Below are 20,487 nucleotides of genomic sequence, written 5' to 3' on the forward strand. Positions count from 1 at the left end.
ACTTGAAAGGGCTGCATTTAAGTATAGAGCGTAGGTATGAACTTAACTTTAAAATAGCAGTCAAAAAAGACGAAAATTTATTGCTAAATACCATTGCGCTTTAAAACATTTAGGTTAATATTCGCGCTTGTTGATGGTCGGAAATTATGCATCAACACTATCAATTTATATGATTCTTATTTGGAGTAAGTCATGACTAAAAAAAGCAAACTTCAGCATGCGCATCAGCGTGGTGAAATTAAAGACAACGCACTAAAAGCGTTGGTAACAAGCCCGTTGTTTAAGGCGAAAGTTGAAAAGAGCAAAAAAGGCAAAGGTAGTTATCAACGTAGCGTAAAGCACAAAGGCCAAGAGCCTTACCTTAAGGCAGCCTAAGCTTTAAGATAAGGTTTTTTGCTGATACATTTGCTTGTCAGCTTGTGCGATTAAATCGCTTATATCTGTTATAGGGTGTTGGGCAAATGCTCGCCCGACACTACCTTGAATTGCTACCTTTTGTTTCCCATGACTAAATTGCAAGGTATTGAGTTGTTGTTGCAGCTGTTGTGCTTTTTCTTCTGCAGATTGTATGTCGTCAAATAAGCAAAGGGCAGCAAACTCATCACCACCTAGGCGTCCTACAATATCTTGTTTTCTGATACTTGATGATAAAAACGTCGCAACATGGGTAAGCGCCTTATCTCCAGCATCGTGACCAAATTGGTCATTAATCAACTTAAACTTATCTAAATCAACGTAAAATAATGCCAGAACACCATCACGCTTATTAAATTGTTCGACTAGCACGTTGGCTTGTTTGTGCCAGCCTCGACGGTTGAAAATAGCGCACAATTGATCATAATTTGCTTCATTTTCAGCTTGTTGCTTTTGCTGTCTGAGCCGCCCAATGCGTTTAGACACGGCGACGGCAAGCAGCAAAGACTCAATGGCAAACGCAAAAATAAGTGCATAGCGCTGCATAAATGGGCTATATCCCACTAAAAGCACGCGAAATACCATACCGACTAATACTAGGCTCAGTGCCGCAAAAACCAAACTTGCTTCGCCAATTTTCCGCTTGGTTTGTAGAGCTGATAGCACAAAGAGAGTGGCGACAATAACGAGGGTTATATAGGCCATTATTTGGCTAAATAAGTAGGACAATTGTGCTTGTTGGGTGGACATTTTAAGTACACTTAGGAGCATCACGATAGCCGCGGCACTTTTAAGTGACAACGTAAGTTTTGGCCACTGTTTGTCAACAAGTAGGATACTCAACATAAACCAGGTTGCCGAAACCACAGTGAGACCAATACTAAGTAAATATGCGTGTTTGAGTAATGATTTATACTGGGATGAAACAAAAAGATTTAATTGCCCTTCTTGGAATAATACAAATCCACAAAGACAGAAGATATAAGCCCCGTAAAGCCTAAATATAGGATCATTGAGGCGACTACCCATGATCAATACATAGCAAATTAAGGTAAAGCAAAGGCCATAAAATGCGCCCATGACTAGGCTGGTTTTTTGACTTTCCCAAATAAATTTCGGCACGCTCATCAGCCTAAATCTTGGCGTATGAATTTGCATAGAATCTAAGCTTAAGGTTGCTGTGTACTTACCTTTTGGAATGATAAATGCGGGCTGTGAGAACTTAACTAGCGACGGGACATTGACTCCCCATTGATAGTGATTAAGGCCAACATCTACAAATGAAATAACGCTGTCCTCATTTAAATTGCAGGCTATAGAGACGGTGTTGTTGCCGCGCTCAATTTTGCTATAAGACGTGGTATTGATAGCAAGCGAAATCGAGTTGCCGTGAGCGGTCGTGAGCGAGCAATTGTCATCAAGCGCAAAAATTGAGGAGCTAAACAAAAATACGGCGCCGTAAATAACAGCGAGTAGGAGCGTAAGCTTCCCACTAAAGTTGCTGTATATTTTGACGCCATTCAACCTAGACTGCAGCACAACGAAAACCTAAGGTTATTGTTGTAGTTAATGTAACAAACTTGTGCGTAACTTAGCCAGTGTAAAAACCCTTTGACCAGAGACTTTTTACACCCTATCGAACAAGAAGCTAAACCAGGCAAAAAACAAGCAAAAGCTACTTAACCCAAATGCTAGGGTTCTTAATCGTAAGTTACTGCCCAGTACGTGCTCGTAGCTGTGCCAATATCTTGCAGCGACAAACACAGTACTGAGTACAAACCAAAATTGTCCTGTCATTTGCTCAATATGCAAAAGTATCAGTAGTGCAATAAATAAAACCGGCTGCTGAAACTGGCTGTCATAGCTATTACCTAATAATCTTATGCGCTCGGGGAAGGCGTGTTTTTCGACATAGCGAATATCTTGAAGTGCAATATCACCATTTTTGACTGCGCGAATTCTACTCGTTGCGGTCAAAAGGAATAATAACAGCGTTAGGCTAAGCAAAAATAAAATCGGAATATGGATCCACATAGTAAAGCTCCTGAGTTTGAAAGAGGTTTTACTTTAACTAGATTGATTGCTAACTTATCGTGTCAATAATGACTAATTTTGGTTTGATATTGCCATGAAAGTGATTTTGCTATGTCCTGAACATGTATTTGCGAGTGCATTAACTGGCGTGATTGATATTTTGAATGTGGCAAATAAAGTCGCTGGTAAGACGGTGTTTTGCTGGAAGACGGTTGCACTTTCTGGGCAAAAGTCGGTGATGAGTAGTCAAGGCTTAGAATTTGTTTGTCATGCTGAATTTAGCGCATTGGCTGATGCTGATGTCGTTATCTGGCTCGGCAGCCAGTTTTCGTCAGAGCCTTTGTTGTGGCAACAATGCCAACAGGTCAAAGCACAATTAAACAAGCATGGTATTGAATTTCATCCCGCGACTTATCAACTTGCCGGATGTTGCGGTACCGCATTTTTAGCCACAGCAGGATTGTTAGATCAAAAACAATTTACATGTAGCTGGTGGCTTACGCCCTTTTTTACACGATATTATCCCGTTTTAAAGCCCAACAGCCAAAAGGTAACGGAGCAAAGCGGCATGGTGTATACCGCGGGCGCGGCTCATAGTTACTTGCACTTGATGCTGCGGTTTATTACCGACGTGCTGGGTTCAGAAGTAGCAAAAACAATTGCCGCGTGGCTGGCGATACCAAACGAGCAAGCGAGTCAAAATGAGTTTGTGCAGCTCAGTGGCTTTTTACAACATAGAGATGCGCAATTGCTCAAAGCACAGCATCATATTAGTGATAATCTAGATGTTTCGCATAGCTTACATAGCCTTGCGAAACAGGCTTGTATGTCAGAACGCACGCTAATTCGACGTTTTAAACAGCACACGAGTATGACACCTTTTGAGTATGTGCGACTTGCGCGACTCGTTCGCACCAAACAGCTATTGCATAGCACCAATATGAGTGTGGAGCAGATAGCCAATCAGGTTGGCTACCAAGACAGTCAGGCTTTAGCGAAGCAATACAAAAAGCACTATAACCAATCGCTTAATCGAGTGAGAGGGTCGTAATAGTGGGTGTTAACCTTTCTCTTTGTGCAATAAATAACATTGGCTGTTATCGCTATAGTTAACTGCAAAACATGACAACAGTTAACTATGGCAATACTAACTTGGACATGTGTTATATGTTTACTCGTAAAGTTTCTCTGTTGCTTCTTTAAGTCCCGAGTGGGGTAAAAATTGATCTGTGATTGTTAGAATTGAGTGCAGGTTATTTTTTAATTTATCAAGCTCTATGTTACCTGGTTGAATAGCCGTTTGTAATAAATGAATGGCCATATCAGCTAATAGAATACGCTGTTTTTCTAGCCATTCTTCATCGCCTTTGGTAGCGGGATTACCAAGGTAGCTAATTTCTACCAAACTATGCAAATCCCAGCTAGTTTCGATTAACTTATTCCTTTCAATATCATTCACTGCCGACCTTCCGAACTATAGATATAATGACTCCCACACCGTGCTAGCCTTCTCTTTTTCGTGGGTTAGCTTTATATAAAGCAGAGCCATAATTAATTTGTTAAATAACTAAACAGCTGAGGCTAGCATGAACAAACATAACACATTTTATATGTGAACTAATACGCATAAAGCATTTCATGAAGTAGCCATATTTTGCTCAAAACCGCCTGTCAGCTAAAGTCCATACCATTTTGTCTAAATGGTAAGGCAAGTGATGAGCAAATACAGTTGGAGGAATATTTTCCTCCATTCAGTCAGTTCAACTTGTTTAGCTTGACGCGAGGCAACGGGTACTCGGGGTTTCACCGGGTTCGATGATATTAATATTGACCTCTTTTAAGTCACCGATTATGGGTTTTAAAGCTTTATCAAAACGATTTGCTGCGGCTTCGATTTTTTCGGCATAGTCGTCAATGGCATCAAAATTAGCAGCGTGGCTTTCAATTACAGCCTCAATCTGCTTGGCCTTTTCTTCTTGTTTAGCCAGTAGCGCTTTATTGATCACAAGTCGATCGTCGTCTTCTTGTATAGCCTCTTTACTAATGGCTTCCATTTCTTTGCTAAGCAGTGCGAGCTTGTCTTCAATATCTTTCATTGGTAACTCAGAAGCCGACATATCAAGCTCTGCCGCTTTGAGTGCTTTGTATGCAGCCACCTGTTCGGCGTCCATGGTGTGTTTGATTATTGGGTTACAGTCTTGGTAAGCGATAAGCTGGTAGCTACCTTGCGTTTGCGGCTCTGTTGGATTTGCATTGGAGTAGCCAACGCAGGCACTCACAGCCAGTGTTACCGAAATAATGAGTATTGATTTTGTGGTTTTCATAAGCACCTCGAAGGATAAGTCTGATTTACAAAATTAGTCGCGGTGCAGTCTGAAAAGGTTGGTTTTAGATGCGCAAGTAATAGTAACAAAATATGAATCGGGCAGTGAGCTTAGAATTAGTTGCTACTTTTATCAGGCGCTTGGCATTGGTGCTGTGCAATTTCTTCGGCGTATTTGGCCTTGACTAGTTCAACGTAATGGCTGAGGTTTTTATCAGGACTTACGGTAAAGGTCCGCTCACTTTTATGTATCGCGGTGATACGGTCCAAGCGAAATTCACGGTAATCACTGCGGAGCTGACAAAATGCGACCAGCGTCCACTTTCCACCCCAATAAACCAATCCGAGTGGCTCGATAATACGCTGGGTTTGTTGCTTTGCAACGTCTTGATATTCAAGTTGTACACACTGCTTAGCCGCAATGGCCAGCCTAAGTGTAGCGCTAAAGGATTGTTGTTGTGGTCCGTGTTTAAAACTCGAAACCAAATAAGGGGAGTGATCATGCTGTTGTTTGAGGTGAGCGGGTAGCACGGCCTCTATTTTGGCAATGGCCGCTTTTGCATGTGCGCTTAGTTCGGGATCCGTCCATGCTCCAACCATTTTACTGCCAAGTAATAATGCGGTGAGTTCATCATAGCTAAACATCATAGGGGGCAGAGGGTAGTCACCAATGATATAGCCGACACCTGCTTCCCCCTCAATTGGCACGCCAGAACTTTGTAAGTCCTGAATATCGCGATAAATCGTACGCTCAGATACCGTAAAGTGATCGGCCAATGATTTAGCGGTAACCGCTAATCGTCGACCCTTGAGCAGATCCACTAACTGAAAGAGACGTTCTGATTTATGCACGAGTTTTCCTTGTTATTCAAATCTCAGATTAATTAACCGCTACATGGCGTTTGAGAGAGTACATTACTGTGGCTAATGGTGACGCTCTCGCTGTCTATGTATTGCGTTAATCTTTGGCATACTTCGGTTGTTGGGAATTGCGCTGAAACCGCTTTTGCATGCTCCATCGATTGCCAATAAATAATATCTAAATACTCGCCAGTCTGACTGTCTTTAGTCAACGAACGATATAGTAACCCAGGTTGCTGTTCTACCCACTCGGTAAAAGCTGGGTTTACACCCATAATGTCGCTCTCTGTAGCACCAAGAGCCAATTTAAATTTTACAATCTCTACGACATTTTGTTGCATGGTCTTTCTCCTTTTTGAGTTCAAGATTAGTAAACCACGATGTTGTGTCAGGGAGTGTCAGTAGTGTTTAAATATACAGTTCCTTTTATACCTAGTAAAACGAAGGATTTGGCAAGGACTGGTACCACAACCTGAGTAATAAATGCTACTACGCCGCTTGGTATTATGGTTTACTGCTAAGCGGCAGGATTAATCTAAGGGCAGAAGAATAAGATGGATCATAAACAAGTACACGACTACTTGCTTGCAAAACCCTATACCAGTGTAAGTCAGCCTTTTGGTGAAGGCGTTGATGTATATAAAGTGAAGGACAAAATGTTTGCGACGTTGGCGCTTGGTAAAATGGGTAAAGAAGAAGACGAGCATCCCCATTGGCGCGTAAATCTCAAATGCGATCCTGACGAAGCGCAAGCGCTGCGAGATATTTTTAGTGCGGTGTTACCGGGTTACCACATGAATAAAAAGCTCTGGAACACGGTGGTGCTCGATGGCTCCATTCCAACTGGAGAACTTGAGCGGATGATGGATAACTCATTTCGCCTTGTAGTCGAAAAAATGCCGAAAAAGCAGCAGGGGATTATCCTTGCGCAGCATCAATAGATGCACAAACGACTTGGTACACGGCGTTCACTTTAGGCTCTGTGAGCGCTTGATTTGCCACGACAAAATGTACGGGGAGCGAAAAGTCTAGCAAACTAGACAAGGCAACCTCTAATTCTTGTTCTGTAATGGCGTTGGCTTCAATAAAACTCACGCCGAGCCCTGCCTTAACTAAAGCCAAGCGGGAGCGCTCATCCGCAGCATTAATATTTACCGCGTTTACTTCACTTAGCTGTTGATCAAGTTGCTTATCAAAAGGACAGCCTTTTCCCATACGTATCCACGTCATCTGTGCCAATTCGGCTTTATGTGATGGCATGGGCCAAGATGCAGGATAAGCGGTGGTAACCGCAACTTCTGTGAGCGGTACAGCGCTAAAATGTGCAGGTACTTCGCCATAAATAACTCCACCATCAAGGAGGCCATCACTGAGTTTGTCGACGATGACACCACTTGAGAGTAATTCCAGCGAAAAAGAAAGACTTGGAAAGTGCTGGTTGAGGGTTTTTATCAGTGTGTCAAGCTCGCTCGAGGTGCCAATAGGGTGGTTCAAGCCAAGTCTGAACTCGCCAGTGAGCACTGTTTTGGCTTGCGCTGCGGTGTGCATTAAATCATTTGCACTTGCAAGCGTTAACTTAGCTTTGTCTAGCAAGATCTTACCTTGTTCTGTGAGCTGCATCCCTTTACTGGAACGGTGAAACAACTGGGTATTGAGTTCTTCTTCAAGCGCTTTGATATGGGCGCTGATAGCCGGTGGTGTGGTGTACAGTCGTTTCGCTGCTGCTGTTAGATTTTGGGCTTCTGCAACCGCAACAAACGACCTTAAATGGTAAAACTCCATTGCACTAAACTCAATCACGTACTGGATAGCACCAGTTTAAATGAGCTTGCTTCGATTGCCTATTCTGAAATGATGAACATCGCCTTCAAAATATATGAATTCATTAACGCCGATCGAATGCGTAACGTGGTTGACCTCGGGTGAGGTTAAATAGTTATCCGCAGCTCAGATTATTTAGGACCCAGAGTATTTAAATAGGAGTTAGAAGATGAAAGTAGATGTATCACAGTATTTTGCAATGAAGCTGGCTTGCGAAACGGATTGTGCTGATGTTTATCAGGCGATGTTAACGGGACTGCAGGATTTTGTGCTATTTGATGTCAGGTCGAATGAAGCCTTTGCCAAAAGTCATGTTCAGGGCGCAGTCAATATGCCAAGCGCAGACATAAGCGAGCTGACGATGGCTAAGTATGACAAGGTTACGCCAATCGTGGTTTATTGTTGGGGTCCTGGGTGTAATGGCGCAACAAAGGCCGCCTGTAAGCTCGCAAAAATGGGCTATCAAGTAAAAGAGATGATAGGTGGTATTCATTACTGGGAGGATTTCGAGCGTTACCCCGTTAATCGCCGAGTATCTCAGGCACAAAGTTGATGTAGGTGCATTTTTCTTCATCTCATGATTATACTGTTATTCATTCACGGCACATTTATCAGTGTGTAAAGTGAGTAAATAACGATAATAACAAGGGAAATATCATGTCGAAACTATTGTACTGCGCCATATTTTGCTCGTCTTTGCTAAGTCAGACATCCTTCGCCACTGACTCGGCTCAAAATCAAGTTCAACAAGTTGCACAAAATCTTTTACCTAGAGTGCAATTGGAAGGCCAAAAATATAAACCTGTAGATTTGCAGACGCGTCTTCAAGAAACGCATTTGCCGGGCTTAAGCCTTGCCGTGATCAAAGATGGTAAAGTGGTGTGGGCTGAGGGTTTTGGCATTGCAGATAAAAAGCAACATCGTAAAGTGACCACTGAAACGCTGTTTCAGGCAGGGTCAATTAGTAAGCCCGTTGCAGCGCTTGCGGTATTAAAGTTAGCGCAAGATGGTAAAGTTGATTTAGATGCTGACGTTAATCAATATCTCACCTCTTGGAAAGTACCAACGAACGAATTTACCAAAGCCAATCCTGTTACTTTGAGGCAGTTAATGACTCACACCTCGGGGCTCACTCAACATGGTTTTCCGGGCTACGTGCGTGGTAGTAAAATTCCAACGGATGTTGAAGTCTTAATGGGTAAAGGCAATACCGACATAGTGACGGTTGACACTTTGCCAGGTAAAGCTTGGCGCTATTCTGGCGGTGGCTACACCGTAATGGAATTGCTCGTAGCAGATGTGACAAAAATGCCGTTTGAAGAGTATGTCCAGCAGGCAATTTTAACTCCGCTAGGGATGCACAACAGCACCTATGCGCAACCGCTACCGAAAACGTTATGGTCAAAAGCCAGTGCTGCGTTTGACGATAAAGGCGAGCAAGTCGAGGGGGACTGGCATGTTTATCCAGAACAAGCCGCGGCTGGCCTTTGGACCACTCCGGTGGATCTCGCTAAATATATTATGGCTGTACAACAAGCGTATGCTGGCAATACCGTGGGGCCCATCACGCCTAAGCTGGCGAAGCAAATGCTTGAAGTTCATCATGACGTATGGGGCTTGGGACCAGAGATTGAAGAGCGTGAACAAGGGCTTATCTTCACCCACGGTGGTAAAAATAAAGGCTTTAGCAACCGTTTTGAAGCATATGTAGAAAAGGGAGAGGGTATGGTGTTGATGTCGAATGGCGACTCAGCAAGTACTGTGTTCGGTGAGCTTCGCATTGCCATCAGCGAATATTACGGCTGGGATTTTCTACGCAGTAAAAAGATAACTGCGATTACATTATCTGAAGCACGCGCAAAGCAATTGGAAGGTCTGTATGCTTATGATAAAGATCATCAGTTTAAAATGAAAATCACCCGAGAGGGGACGCGATTTAACGTCTTAGATATGGCCCGCGATAATCTGATGGCGTTTGTTGCCACAGAGGAAGACACTCTGATTGAGCTTGAAGGGGGCGCGGATGTCACCATTGAAACGAATGACAAAGGTGAGATCAGCGCGGTGATTTGGCGTGGCCTATATCGTTTTGAGCGGATTTAGTCGGAAGCTTCACTTCAACGAGTAGCCTGTCGCTGGTATTGGGTGTCACGACGACAGTTTACTTTATCTTTTAGGACTCTATGGATTGCTGCCGTATGTGCTCAACTAACTGCGGAAAAAAGGTGTGAAATCCAGATTCAAGTCGGTGGTAGTGCTTTTTTATATCCACTTCACTGCCTCCAAATTGGTTTTGAAAACGAATACGTTTAGCGATGTTATCGAGCGCATGACCTACACCTGCTACGGATTCGTAGCTGGCAAACCAATCATTGTGTGTCATTGCGCTAACGACTCGTTGCATGTGTGCAGGCATGATGTGCAAGTTATCGTGAAGCAAGGAAAAGCTCTGACGTTTAAAGTCGTCAAGCGAGGTGCCGTGATATTGCTGCCAGTGTTTAATCAAAAAGTGGTCATATAACACATCCAGTGCAATGCCTGCAAAACGGCGACGCGTGGGCGGAAAAAGTTGTTTAGCGGATTTTGTAATCGAGTGGCTATCGGTAAATTTATCGACTTGTCTATGTGTTTGTAGACCAAGTTGCACAGGTTTAGGTAGTGCTTGTATATTCACGCCTTTTTGAAAGTCACCGAGCAAGTTGCCAAAGTGCGATGCGGCAGTCGGTTTGGCAAAGTACAAATGCGCCAAATAATTCACAGAAACATCCCTCCAACCATTCACTCTAAAACAGGGTACCGCATTTGTCCGCACATACAAATACCCGCATATATAAAGCACTGCTTAATTCAGGAAGGAGAAACTTAGCTTAGGCTATGCTTGTCTCCATTACTGAGAACATTAGGGGAAGTGTGATGGCGTTAACGGCTGAATTGAAGCAGAAGACCAAGCGATTAGTGGAATCAAAAAATATGCTCAAAGGGATCACGGTTGCCTCTTTTTTAGAGTCAACCATAGTGCCTATTCCGCTTGAAGCCGTGATGGTGCCGCTTATGCAAGCAAGGCGAGAAAAGCTATGGCTAATTGCGTTAATGGCGACGGTTGGATGTGTGATTGGTGCCTTATTTGGTTATGCGTTGGGTTACTATTTATTTGATGCAGTGGGGGATTCCGTTATTGAGCTGCTGTCGAGTCCGTCTCAGTTTGAGCAAGTGAAAGCGCAGATGCAAAGTCAGGGATTTTGGTTTGTGTTGACCTTAGGTATTGCGCCAGTACCTTTTCAGGTTGCCATGTTAGCAGCAGGCGCTACAAAATTCTCACTATTACAATTTCTAATTGCAACTTGTATTGCCCGTTCACTACGCTATTTTGGCTTGGCGGCGGTCGTTTACTTTGCTGGTGATCAGGCTGAAAAGCTAATTAAAAAACATAAAATAAAAGCCGTTATTCTCACAACGGCAATTGTGATACTCGCATGGTGGATAGCTAGTCGCTAGTATTTTTTATACAAAAACTTTGATTCATTTTGTGAGCGTGCAAAAGCGAGTAAATCATCGCTCAGTGTTAGTGGCTCTGACACTAGTATCTGATACTGTTGATAAAAATTGTTGGGGGCGCTTGCGAGCTCAAATAATGCGAGGGCTGCTTTGCCTTGCCGAGCATACTCTCTGTAATCTTTGGACTTATTCAGCAGTTGAATATAAGCAAGGTAAAAAGGCTCAAACTCAGCATGTCTTGCAGAGCCTGTCTGCTTTAACATGAGATCAATGTTGTACAGCAGCTCGCTTTGATGCTGCATTGTCTCAATTAATTTATTTTGATCTTGGCGGATCATCGAGGCTACCACGCGTTCTTCAAAGTTATTGAGTTGCTCGGCGACTGTTTGATAAATTTTTGCAAATTGCGGCTGATGTAAAACACTGAACTGTTGTTGCAAGTAGCTTAAAAAAATAGATTCCTGTTTAGCTAGTAAATCTCTTTGTCGTTTAGCCTCAGTTAGTACGGTTTGGTAACTCTGAGTTTGTCTTTGGCTATTGCGCAGTATTTCCATCTGCTTGTTAATTGTTTTTATTTTAGTATTTATGGCAAGCAACTTTTGATTGACTTCGATAGTATTCCACTTGCTAGGAGGATGGTTAAAAAAAGGGGCGAACGATAATTCATTTTTACTTGTTGTCGTTTGCAATTGGACTAATTCATCAATCAATTCAGTCAGCGGATAATCTACAGATAACGCACGCAGTAATGTATCCGCTTGCAATGAGTTATTAATACCTTTGGATTGTCCAGCTTTTATTTGGGCAGCAACAATATTGCCGTTGTCATAGGCATGCTGTGCATCAGATAGCAAAGTGGAGGCATTCAATGTTTCTAGGTATAACGCTTGCCACTTATCATTATCATACTCATTGAGTGAACTGAGCGCGTTAAGTTGGGCATCTAAATTTCGTTGCTGCTGAGCGAGGGTGAATGCTTGCTCAGTTTTGGTGATTTCTGATGGCGTACAGGCCGCTAACGTAGTTAGAAATATAATAGGGAGTAATTGCTTCATATCGTTATTGTTTTGTATTCCTTTTGCTTAACGTTAGCATCATCACTGTAATGTCGCAATATTCCTATATTGGGTATACATTTCGATATTTGCCCACACTTGCATTGTTCAATGGTTGTCTGATCTGCATTTTGCTGGCTGTCGCTGAGTAATAACCCTGCTTATAAAAGTGAAGTGCATTGTCTTGCCAATCCAACTCGAGAAATTGACAGACTTCCTTCATCACAGCCTGAGGCATTTCTACCAGCGATTCATAATTCACAAATTTAATTTGAGTCGGATGTTTTTGTGCGGCATCTTGCAAAAACGCATAAGTATTATCATACATAGCTTGAATATCTTGCATCCGGTATGAGTAGCCATGAAAGGGGCTATTCGTTTGATATAATTGACGGAAGTTTGCGATACAAGTATCTGTTCTGTCTCGTTTCATCACGACAAATTTCGCGCGTGGAAACGCCTTTGCAAGCAAATCGATAAAGAAAAAATGAAATGGTTGTTTGTCTACAAAACGTTGAGCACCAGCAAAACACTGCGCTGTGAAGAGGCGGTATTGCTCAATTGCGGCAGCCTCTTCATAGGCTCGGCTGATATGTTGAATATTACTGTCGTAGTCACGGGAAAATCTAAGTGCTTGGGGCAATATACTGGTCTCTCCCAGCGGTTGTAGCGACAATTGCGCTAAGATCTGCTCCATTAAACTGGTGCCTGAGCGTGGTAGCCCAATGATAAATACAGGTGCAAGCGTTTGCTCTGGAGCAAAATCAATAGGCTTGTCTAGAAGTTTGCCAAGTGCTTGAAAATAGCCAGTCATTTGTTTAGATGAATAGGAAATCTCAGTACTTATCGCTTGTTTACTGGCCACAAAGCTTTGCCATGCCTTGGGATAATTTTCCTGCTTTTCGTATTCGAGCGCCTGCGCATGGTAAAGCCGTTGTAATGCAAGAGGCGCAGTTTGCGCTGTTATCTCAGTTGCTAACTGAGTGATGCGAGTCGGTGCTAATTCTACAGGAGTAAGCTCTGAGTAGGCTAACTGGCACTTTGCATTACTTGGGTTTGTTTGCACTAAAGAGGCAAGCAGCGTCCGCGCTTGTGCTAATTCACCAGACATCTTTAAATGCATTGCATAGTTGAGCGCGATTTCAGGACTGTGTGGTGAGCATGTATAGGCATGGTTAAAATGCCAACCAGCGTCAGTATATTGGTTTAATCTCAGTAAGATATTTGCGAGGGTATCGTGCTCTGACCCCGACAATTGTGTGTTGCCCAGCAAATGCAGAATATAGCGCTTTGCCGCTAATGGTGCTTGGGTAAAAAGCGCAAGTTTGGCTGCACTTAGGGAGTAAAGAGCGCATGGAAATAAACTTAGGCACTTGTCGTAAATTTTTAGCGCTTTACTGAGATTACCGAGTGTAATATTCAATTCGGCCAATAAGGCGTACGCGTGGTGATCGTTGGCATTGGTATTGATGCGAGCGACTAATGCCTGATGTGCCGCTTGAAATTGACGCTGTTGAATATAGCTTTGGATCTGATTGTATGATGTCATCGCAACGTAAAGAGAGTGAAGGTAACTTCACTCTCTATTTTAGTTTTTTGCTGATTATAACTCAAACTGGTAGTTAAGCTTGACCCCAACGGTACGAGGTGTTGTGACATAGTGTCCGTACACACGCTGTTGCTCTGGCAAGGCTTTGTTTAACGCCGCGAATTTAGCTTCACCAGCCCAAGATTTGTCGCGCCTTACCGAGGTGAAAGCAAATTTGTCAAACAGGTTGTCGACATAAAAAGTGACGGCCCATTGCTCGCTTGAAAGCTTTGCACTGAGGTTAGACAAGGCAAATCCTGGTAATACCTCTCCGTCAGCTTTGAGTCCGACTTTAGTGTATACGTCACTTTGCGCTGTTATTCCGTAATTAACGTTAAGCATTTTATCGTCGAACACCTCTTGCTCGTAGCTTAAGCCGAATGAGAACTGCTGTTTTGGGGCGCCAGGTAAGCGGTCGCCATCTGTACCGTCATAGTACGGCTGATAAAGCGCGATTTCTTCAGCGCGATAGTCACCTTCTTTGAATACCGCAAACAGGGCAGGTGCATCATCAGTCAACTGTGCTTTTGCATAAGAATAGGTGGCGTACACCGTCCACTGGTCGTTCAATATAGCGCGGGTTGACAACTCAATCCCACTAGAGTTCGCAGATCCTGCATTAGAGGTAATGATCTCTTGGCCGTTTACCGTCACAGATGAGATCTGTGCATCTTCCCAATCAACACTGAATAATGCGGCATTAAAATGCAGCTTGTTATTCAGCCATGTAGATTTTAATCCCAGCTCATAGTTAGTGGTGGTATCTGGTTTATAGCTAAGCTCATGCGGCAGTGCACAGATGATCTGTTGCTCAGGTAGTGTTTCTGGGCACGACTCCAAACCGTTGCCACCGCCTAACCTAAATCCTTCACTGACCGTGAAGTACGTCAGCAGTCCATCTTGCCAAGTGTAATTGGCATTAAACTTAAACAAACTACCATTGTCTTTGGCACTGACTTGTTCAAATGAAATTTGTTCGAGGCTTGGCAGGCCACCAGAATAGAGCGGGGTTTCTGCCGCTGACTCAGTTTTAACATCATAGCGATAGAAACGAGCGCCCACTGTGATATTAAAATCATCTGAAAATGCATAGCCAATTTCGCCAAACAATGCTGACTCTTTGCTGGTGGCATTGGTAAGTGCAATATACTCAAGGTCTTGCTCAACATTGTCGATTTCATCGCCCCAAAACTCCGTGAGTCCTGGCGTGTACTCTCTATCGTCCGAGCTAATTTCTTGTTTACTGTAGTATACCCCAGCAATCCAATTTAGCGCGTCATCCCCTTTAGAGACTAAACGGATCTCTTGGGTAAAAGTGTCTTGATCTGTGGTGTCTTTGGTCAACGCGGTGAAACTAGGAAAATCGGCATAACCCGGCCAAATATCATAGAGTAGATCGGTTTGATCTCGTTGGCCTTGTTGTTCTTTACTTGACCAACCGGATGCCGAAATTAAATCAGCAAACGCTAAATCGGCGTTGATTTCAAGGCTAAGCAGGTCGTCTTCTTGTTCGTTAGGTTCAAGCACGCGGTAGGCTGACTCGTATGGTTTGATCGTATCGGCAAGCGGGTGCTGTGCTGCAAGGCTTTGATATTGTGAAATTGAGTTAGCGCCATTTTCTTGCTTCTGGTGAAAATAGTTCAGCGTGGTATCGATATTCTCACTCACCAACCAACGTAGAGAAACCCGTGTGGTCGTAATGGTCTCATCATTTGCATCCGCAACTGCGTTGATGTTTGCTTTTACATCCTCAGCATTGGACCAATCAGGATCTGGGTTTGAAACGCCAGCTTGCTTAACCACATAACTGTAATCCATAAAGCCGGGGTTGTGATAGCGGTTAACGCTCGCACGAATGGCTAATTCATCCATCACTACAGGCATATTGAAGACAGCACCCACTTCATGACCGTAACTGTCACTTTCATTGATACTGAATAAGTCACCACTGAGTTTACCCTCAATAACGTCAAGCACTGGCGCTTTAAGCATAGTTCTAATCGCACCACCTAGCGTGCCTGCACCGTATAGCGTACCCTGCGGTCCAATCAAGACTTCTACACGTTCGATATCGGTTAGTCGCAAATCGACATTGATTGGGATTTCGCCGAGGTAAGTTGCCACGGTTCCTGAGTCAGAAGCACGTTCCGACGAATTAGTATTCAAGCCTCGAACAATAATAGGTGAGCCCTCGCGGCCACCTTGCTCTGTGATTGTCAGACCCGGAACCCATCTCGCTACATCTTCAAGATCGCCAATATTTTGGTCGCTCATGACATCGCTGTCGACGGCAGTAATGTTTAATGGTGCTTCTTGAACTGTACCTGTGCGTCGAGTGGCTGTTACTTGAATTCGTTCAATTGACTTTTCTTGAATTTTACTTTCTTCTGCTTTTGATTGACTAACAACAAAAAAGCTCGAACTAACAGCTAGTGCGACTAAGCTTGGATGGAGCTTACTCATGGATGGTGGAACCTCAAATTAAGAATTAAACGTGACGAAATTTCAATCTTTATAAGTGGGTAACTATGCAGGTGGTGCATTTCTGTCCCGAGTTTAGAGAGAATTTCATACAACCGGTGGTAAATTGAATCGCCATGTTTGTACATGCTTTAGGTAATTTTAACCACCCTGAAACTGCGGCGCATGCTAACATGCTTATTCGTATTTTGTGAATAATTATTTTGATTTTTTGAATGGTTATTTATTTTTTAAAGACTGCGAATTGCGAAAATTTTCAAATAGCTTAGAGTATTAGCTCTGTATACTTCTTTTATACGTCGATAATCTAAAGGAAAAACAATGAAAAAGCTGATATTTGCATTGTTGGCATCTTGTACGTTACTTGGTTGCTCTGACAGTGAGGTTGGTGATGTATCTCTCGGTCTATTTACGCTCAAAGATATAAAATTAGACTCGATGGTTGATCCCGTTGTAACGGGTGTGACCTGCCATGTGGCGAGTGTTGAAGATAACTTGAGCTTTTCGGACCCTAGCGATAGCTCTATTTCTTGCCGTCAAACGAGTGAAATAACACCTGCAATGCTAGCGAATATAGATAAAAGTGATTCTGGTGAAGTGGTATTTAAAAAATCAAAAAGTGTGTTTTTTAAATCAATGAAAGTGAGAAGGATCTTTGATGCAAAAAACCAAACCTTGATGTACTTAGCTTACACCACAAAAGAAACCTCTGGTAGCTTTAAGCATAGCCTATCAACAGTGCCATTATGGGGGACTCAGGCTTACCAAAGTGGTAAAGCCAATTAACTCGATTATTGGCTAGCGCGTAAACTCATACATTTTTATAATTGCGTGTTATAAATTATTTTTTGTTTGAATTAAACCTTTTTGCGCACGATTTCGACTAAGCTTAGTAGTGATAAGTTATAGGAGAAATCGTGATGTTAAAAACACGCTTTTTAGGGAAAACGGTCAATATTGCATTTGCACTGATGACAGTATTGTTTGTTATTCTAACGTTAACAACCGATGCTCATAGCATCTCTTCTCAAGTAACACAGGCTGAGATGTTTAGCCAAGACGAGGTAACTCCTGAGTCGAAATCTAAGTAAGTTTGGGCCGTGATTTATCTTGTTTTGCTGATTAGTTCGATTCGAAACGACGAAAATACAATATAGATATAGCATTCGGCTCAGTCCCTGTATCTCATGTTGTTCAGTGTATAAATTTGCATGACGTTTTTATGACATATACTCATGCTCTTCCCACGCTCTGTATAACGTATTAACTCTAAACCGCCATTCCTGACTCATCTCATTAATAGTCTTAACTTGGCTGTCGCCAAAATTGTAATTAATTTGTTGCGTTCTCCTCAGTCTGCATTAGCTTTAATTAGGGACTAAGAAAACAGCGCAGTTTGCAATCGGATATTTGCAAGTTTCTGTTTTAAAAAACACGAATTTTAGCTAGTGATCTCTACACTCACTTGACTAAAACGCTCACAAACAAGGAAGAAATATGGCACGCCAATTCGATAACTTTTATAGTCATGAGGCAATTAGCTTTAGTGATTTTGTTAATTGTGTTTCTAGCTTATATACTGGCCCTGATTGCTTGGATAACAGTACCTTAAGACTGCTTGCTGAAATGTTGTATCGGCTATCGCAAAACAAGCAATTTCTCGCGACACAAGTTGCGGGCAGCAGTAACTACCAACATCATGCCCGAGGGATGTTGGACAATGATGATCTATATGTTCTTTATGAAAATAAACGACCATTTTTTAAAGTATGTGCGCAGATTTGGCATCCAACGCCAAAGCGAGGAACTCAGCGTTGTTTTATTCCGCAAGTGCGGGACTACAATTTTACCGCATTGACGACCTGTTATTTTGGTCCCGGTTGTGGCAGCAAGCTCTACCAATATGAATATAGGAAGGACTTACAGCAAGGCGATCATTGTGATTTGCAGTTTGGGCAGTTTTATCAATATACCCATGAATCTGTGCTTTTTACAGAAGCGTCAAGAGACGTGATAGCCCAAGCTTTACCTAAAAGTTTGAGTATCACCATCAGCTTACAGTTAGAGCAAAGTTCGCACGCTTGCTTTGTGTTTGACAAGTCATCTGGTCGCGTGCAGCAAGTTATTGCTGATTGTGCATTTGGCCATAACGAAATACCGGAACCTCTGTTGCTTGAAGATTAAGCACTCTATTTCAGATTATTGGTTAGTTCAGTTGCAAAGAAAGTAACTTATTTTGCAGGATTCTATCTTTTATAGCTGTAACAAAAGCGCAAATATGTTACTTGTAGTTGCATCTATGAGAATAGCGTGAGCACTTTATTACAGTCTCATTTCTGAATAAAGTGCTTATACCCATTTGCTTCCTCAAATTGGTATGACTATTCCATCGCCAGTCTGATCTGCACTGGTATTTTTAGCTTTGACAACAACCCTAATGGAGCGGCGTAATAATGAACAAAATAAGCTTGATAGCACTCTCTGTTGTGCTAGGTTTGAGCGGATGTGCTCAAGACAAGCCTGCAACAGAGACTGCATCTGTTGCTAAAACCACTGAATCAACTCTCTCTCGTGCAGAAATCGACAAAGCCGTAGAACAATACACCAAGCAGTTTATTAACCACGAACCCGCGCTTGCCACTTCGCTCAAATTATCAAGCAGTGAATATGGTCACTATGCAAATAGACTGCCGGATTACTCGGTTGTTGGTATGCAGGCGTTACAGGTGGATATGAACGCAGCCGCTGATAAATTAAAACAATTACAATCGAGAGTGGCGAACCCTGATGACCTATTACACCTTAAAGTCAATGAAGTAATTGCACGTTATTATGCTGGCGATAAAGGATTCTCAGCAGGTTATATTGATACTTGGGGCGGACACCTGCCATACATTGTCAATCAATTGTCAGGCCCATTGCTTGATATTCCGAATGTGCTAAAAGACCAACATGGAATAGAGAGCGAGCAAGATGCAAAAGACTATGTTGCGCGCCTTAACGCCTTTGTTGAAGTGACGAAGCAAGTTGCAAGCAAGGTAAAAGCGGATGCCAATAAAGGTGTAATTTTACCAAAAGTTTTATTTCCAAACACGTTAGGTTATTTAGATAACTTCACGGCGCCAAGTGGTGCAGAACACCCTTTGGTTACATCGTTTGAAGATAAACTTGCGAATCTTGATGGTATTACGGATAAAGCCGCTGCTGACTATGTTGCGCAGGCAACACAAATTGTTGAGCAAAAGCTTTATCCTGAATTTAAAAATGTCTCTGCGATTATGCACGCTCTAGAGAGTAAAGCGCCTGAAAATGTCGGTATTTGGGCCCAACCAAATGGTGAAGCATTCTACCAGCATGAGATCACTTATTTGGCGGATTCTGATATGAGTGCGGAAGAGATCCACCAAATTGGTCTTGCTGAGGTGGAGCGTATTTCAAAGCGTATGGACGAAATCCTCAAGCAAAATGGCTATTCACAAGGCACCGTTGGTGACCGGATGAAGCAGCTTAATGAAGAGTCGAGATTTTTATATGCGGATTCTGATGAGGGTCGTGAAGCGTTATTATCATTCTTGCGTGGTGAAATAGAGACTATTTTACAAAAAGCGCCAGATTATTTTTCTACTATTCCACCGCAACCTGTTGAAGTTAAGCGTATACCAAAAGCAGTGGAAGCAGGTGCGCCGGGTGGTTACTATAATGGCCCATCGCTTGACGGCAGTCGTCCTGGGGTATTTTCAATCAACCTAAAAGACATGAAAGCAGTACCAAGCTTTGGGATGAAAACCTTGACGTATCATGAGGCGGTCCCTGGTCACCACTTCCAAATTGCGCTTAATATGTTGCAAACAGAAATCGGTTTGATGCGTCAAAATGCCTCATTTAATGGTTATGTTGAGGGCTGGGCGCTGTACTCTGAGTTACTGGCTTACGAAATGGGGATGTATAAGGACGACCCATTTGGAGACTTAGGTCGTCTGCAAGCTGAAGCATATCGTGCGGCTCGACTGGTAGTTGATACAGGCCTGCACTATAAAAAGTGGACACGCGATCAAGCGATCACGTATTTTGCTGATGCAACAGGTACGGCGATGAGTGATGTGGTATCTGCTATCGACCGTTATATCGCTTGGCCAGGACAGGCACTTGGCTATAAGTTAGGTATGCTCAAATTGGTTGAACTTAGAGAGCATGCTAAGCAGCAGCTAGGTGATAAGTTTGATATTAAAGCATTCCACGACGTGGTGTTGCTAAAAGGCGCAAGGCCAATGGCGCTTGTTGAAGAAGATATCAAGACTTGGATTAATTCTCTGAAGTCGTAAATACACGTTTCGGCTTGAGGTCAGTGAGCGATCCTGACTTCAAGCTGAAGCTATCTACAAACCCCTATTTATAGCACTCGTACACACTTACCG

At 42.9% G+C, this 20,487-nt stretch carries 21 protein-coding genes; 10 read left to right on the forward strand and 11 right to left on the reverse strand.

Features of this window, described 5'->3' with window-relative positions; translation table 11 throughout:
* The first annotated feature begins 192 nt into the window (after positions 1 to 192).
* Positions 193 to 375, forward strand: coding sequence for an alternative ribosome-rescue factor A (locus tag B1L02_RS04060; protein WP_010606219.1), 183 nt, complete (start codon positions 193 to 195; stop codon positions 373 to 375).
* Between the two features lie 3 nt (positions 376 to 378).
* On the opposite strand, the gene B1L02_RS04065 is transcribed toward B1L02_RS04060, so the two are convergent.
* Positions 379 to 1,953, reverse strand: a complete 1,575-nt coding sequence (locus tag B1L02_RS04065; protein ID WP_088530016.1) for a sensor domain-containing diguanylate cyclase — start codon at positions 1,951 to 1,953, stop codon at positions 379 to 381.
* Between the two features lie 87 nt (positions 1,954 to 2,040).
* Complete coding sequence (locus B1L02_RS04070) at positions 2,041 to 2,448, reverse strand: MAPEG family protein (protein WP_010375915.1); 408 nt, start codon at positions 2,446 to 2,448, stop codon at positions 2,041 to 2,043.
* Between the two features lie 94 nt (positions 2,449 to 2,542).
* Here B1L02_RS04070 and B1L02_RS04075 point away from each other — a divergent pair, with 94 nt between their 5' ends.
* The gene (locus B1L02_RS04075) at positions 2,543 to 3,499 is read left to right on the forward strand and encodes a GlxA family transcriptional regulator (protein WP_088530017.1); all 957 of its coding nucleotides are present in this window, start codon (positions 2,543 to 2,545) and stop codon (positions 3,497 to 3,499) included.
* A 120-nt stretch (positions 3,500 to 3,619) separates the two neighbouring features.
* On the opposite strand, the gene B1L02_RS04080 is transcribed toward B1L02_RS04075, so the two are convergent.
* The 4 genes from B1L02_RS04080 to B1L02_RS04095 form a co-directional block, all read right to left on the reverse strand.
* Entirely contained in the window at positions 3,620 to 3,907 is a 288-nt protein-coding gene (locus tag B1L02_RS04080; RefSeq protein WP_088530018.1) for a hypothetical protein, read from the reverse strand.
* Positions 3,908 to 4,217: 310 nt separating this feature from the next.
* Entirely contained in the window at positions 4,218 to 4,772 is a 555-nt protein-coding gene (locus B1L02_RS04085; RefSeq protein ID WP_010375911.1) for a hypothetical protein, read from the reverse strand.
* A gap of 116 nt (positions 4,773 to 4,888) precedes the next feature.
* A complete protein-coding gene (locus B1L02_RS04090) occupies positions 4,889 to 5,623 on the reverse strand; it encodes a helix-turn-helix transcriptional regulator (RefSeq protein ID WP_088530019.1) in 735 nt (244 codons plus the stop codon).
* Between the two features lie 32 nt (positions 5,624 to 5,655).
* The gene (locus tag B1L02_RS04095) at positions 5,656 to 5,973 is read right to left on the reverse strand and encodes a hypothetical protein (RefSeq protein ID WP_010375910.1); all 318 of its coding nucleotides are present in this window, start codon (positions 5,971 to 5,973) and stop codon (positions 5,656 to 5,658) included.
* Positions 5,974 to 6,186: 213 nt separating this feature from the next.
* On the opposite strand from B1L02_RS04095, the gene B1L02_RS04100 reads away from it, so the two are divergent.
* A complete protein-coding gene (locus B1L02_RS04100; RefSeq protein ID WP_088530020.1) occupies positions 6,187 to 6,573 on the forward strand; it encodes an MmcQ/YjbR family DNA-binding protein in 387 nt (128 codons plus the stop codon).
* Here B1L02_RS04100 and B1L02_RS04105 read toward each other — a convergent pair.
* Complete coding sequence (locus tag B1L02_RS04105; RefSeq protein ID WP_088530021.1) at positions 6,551 to 7,432, reverse strand: LysR family transcriptional regulator; 882 nt, start codon at positions 7,430 to 7,432, stop codon at positions 6,551 to 6,553. The genes B1L02_RS04100 and B1L02_RS04105 overlap by 23 nt on opposite strands.
* 190 nt (positions 7,433 to 7,622) lie before the next feature.
* Here B1L02_RS04105 and B1L02_RS04110 point away from each other — a divergent pair, with 190 nt between their 5' ends.
* Both B1L02_RS04110 and B1L02_RS04115 read left to right on the forward strand, forming a co-directional pair.
* On the forward strand, positions 7,623 to 8,006 hold the full coding sequence (locus B1L02_RS04110; protein WP_088530022.1) for a rhodanese-like domain-containing protein: 384 nt from the start codon (positions 7,623 to 7,625) through the stop codon (positions 8,004 to 8,006).
* Between the two features lie 104 nt (positions 8,007 to 8,110).
* Entirely contained in the window at positions 8,111 to 9,556 is a 1,446-nt protein-coding gene (locus B1L02_RS04115; protein WP_088530023.1) for a serine hydrolase domain-containing protein, read from the forward strand.
* A gap of 70 nt (positions 9,557 to 9,626) precedes the next feature.
* Here B1L02_RS04115 and B1L02_RS04120 read toward each other — a convergent pair whose 3' ends face one another.
* A complete protein-coding gene (locus B1L02_RS04120; protein ID WP_088530024.1) occupies positions 9,627 to 10,211 on the reverse strand; it encodes an ACP phosphodiesterase in 585 nt (194 codons plus the stop codon).
* 155 nt (positions 10,212 to 10,366) lie between these two features.
* On the opposite strand from B1L02_RS04120, the gene B1L02_RS04125 reads away from it, so the two are divergent.
* The gene (locus B1L02_RS04125) at positions 10,367 to 10,948 is read left to right on the forward strand and encodes a YqaA family protein (RefSeq protein WP_088530025.1); all 582 of its coding nucleotides are present in this window, start codon (positions 10,367 to 10,369) and stop codon (positions 10,946 to 10,948) included.
* Here B1L02_RS04125 and B1L02_RS04130 read toward each other — a convergent pair.
* The 3 genes from B1L02_RS04130 to B1L02_RS04140 all read right to left on the reverse strand — a co-directional run bounded on the left by B1L02_RS04130 (position 10,945) and on the right by B1L02_RS04140 (position 16,054).
* Positions 10,945 to 12,003 (reverse strand): hypothetical protein, encoded by a 1,059-nt coding sequence (locus B1L02_RS04130; RefSeq protein WP_088530026.1) that lies wholly within the window; start codon positions 12,001 to 12,003, stop codon positions 10,945 to 10,947. The genes B1L02_RS04125 and B1L02_RS04130 overlap by 4 nt on opposite strands.
* Positions 12,004 to 12,067: 64 nt before the next feature.
* A complete protein-coding gene (locus B1L02_RS04135) occupies positions 12,068 to 13,552 on the reverse strand; it encodes a tetratricopeptide repeat-containing sulfotransferase family protein (protein ID WP_088530027.1) in 1,485 nt (494 codons plus the stop codon).
* 54 nt (positions 13,553 to 13,606) lie between these two features.
* The gene (locus B1L02_RS04140; RefSeq protein ID WP_088530028.1) at positions 13,607 to 16,054 is read right to left on the reverse strand and encodes a TonB-dependent receptor; all 2,448 of its coding nucleotides are present in this window, start codon (positions 16,052 to 16,054) and stop codon (positions 13,607 to 13,609) included.
* A gap of 339 nt (positions 16,055 to 16,393) precedes the next feature.
* On the opposite strand from B1L02_RS04140, the gene B1L02_RS04145 reads away from it, so the two are divergent.
* The 4 genes from B1L02_RS04145 (at position 16,394) to B1L02_RS04155 (ending at position 20,394) form a co-directional block, all read left to right on the forward strand.
* Complete coding sequence (locus tag B1L02_RS04145) at positions 16,394 to 16,858, forward strand: CreA family protein (RefSeq protein ID WP_088530029.1); 465 nt, start codon at positions 16,394 to 16,396, stop codon at positions 16,856 to 16,858.
* A gap of 131 nt (positions 16,859 to 16,989) precedes the next feature.
* Positions 16,990 to 17,163 carry a hypothetical protein gene (locus tag B1L02_RS23665; RefSeq protein WP_157757220.1) on the forward strand — a complete coding sequence of 58 codons (174 nt, stop codon included), beginning with the start codon at positions 16,990 to 16,992 and terminating at the stop codon, positions 17,161 to 17,163.
* A gap of 406 nt (positions 17,164 to 17,569) precedes the next feature.
* Entirely contained in the window at positions 17,570 to 18,256 is a 687-nt protein-coding gene (locus B1L02_RS04150) for a transposase (protein ID WP_088530030.1), read from the forward strand.
* A gap of 269 nt (positions 18,257 to 18,525) precedes the next feature.
* Positions 18,526 to 20,394, forward strand: a complete 1,869-nt coding sequence (locus B1L02_RS04155) for a DUF885 domain-containing protein (protein ID WP_088530031.1) — start codon at positions 18,526 to 18,528, stop codon at positions 20,392 to 20,394.
* The last annotated feature ends 93 nt before the right edge of the window (positions 20,395 to 20,487 follow it).

Source organism: Pseudoalteromonas piscicida, from assembly GCF_002208135.1.
In the GTDB taxonomy this organism is placed as follows: Bacteria; Pseudomonadota; Gammaproteobacteria; order Enterobacterales; family Alteromonadaceae; genus Pseudoalteromonas; species Pseudoalteromonas piscicida_A.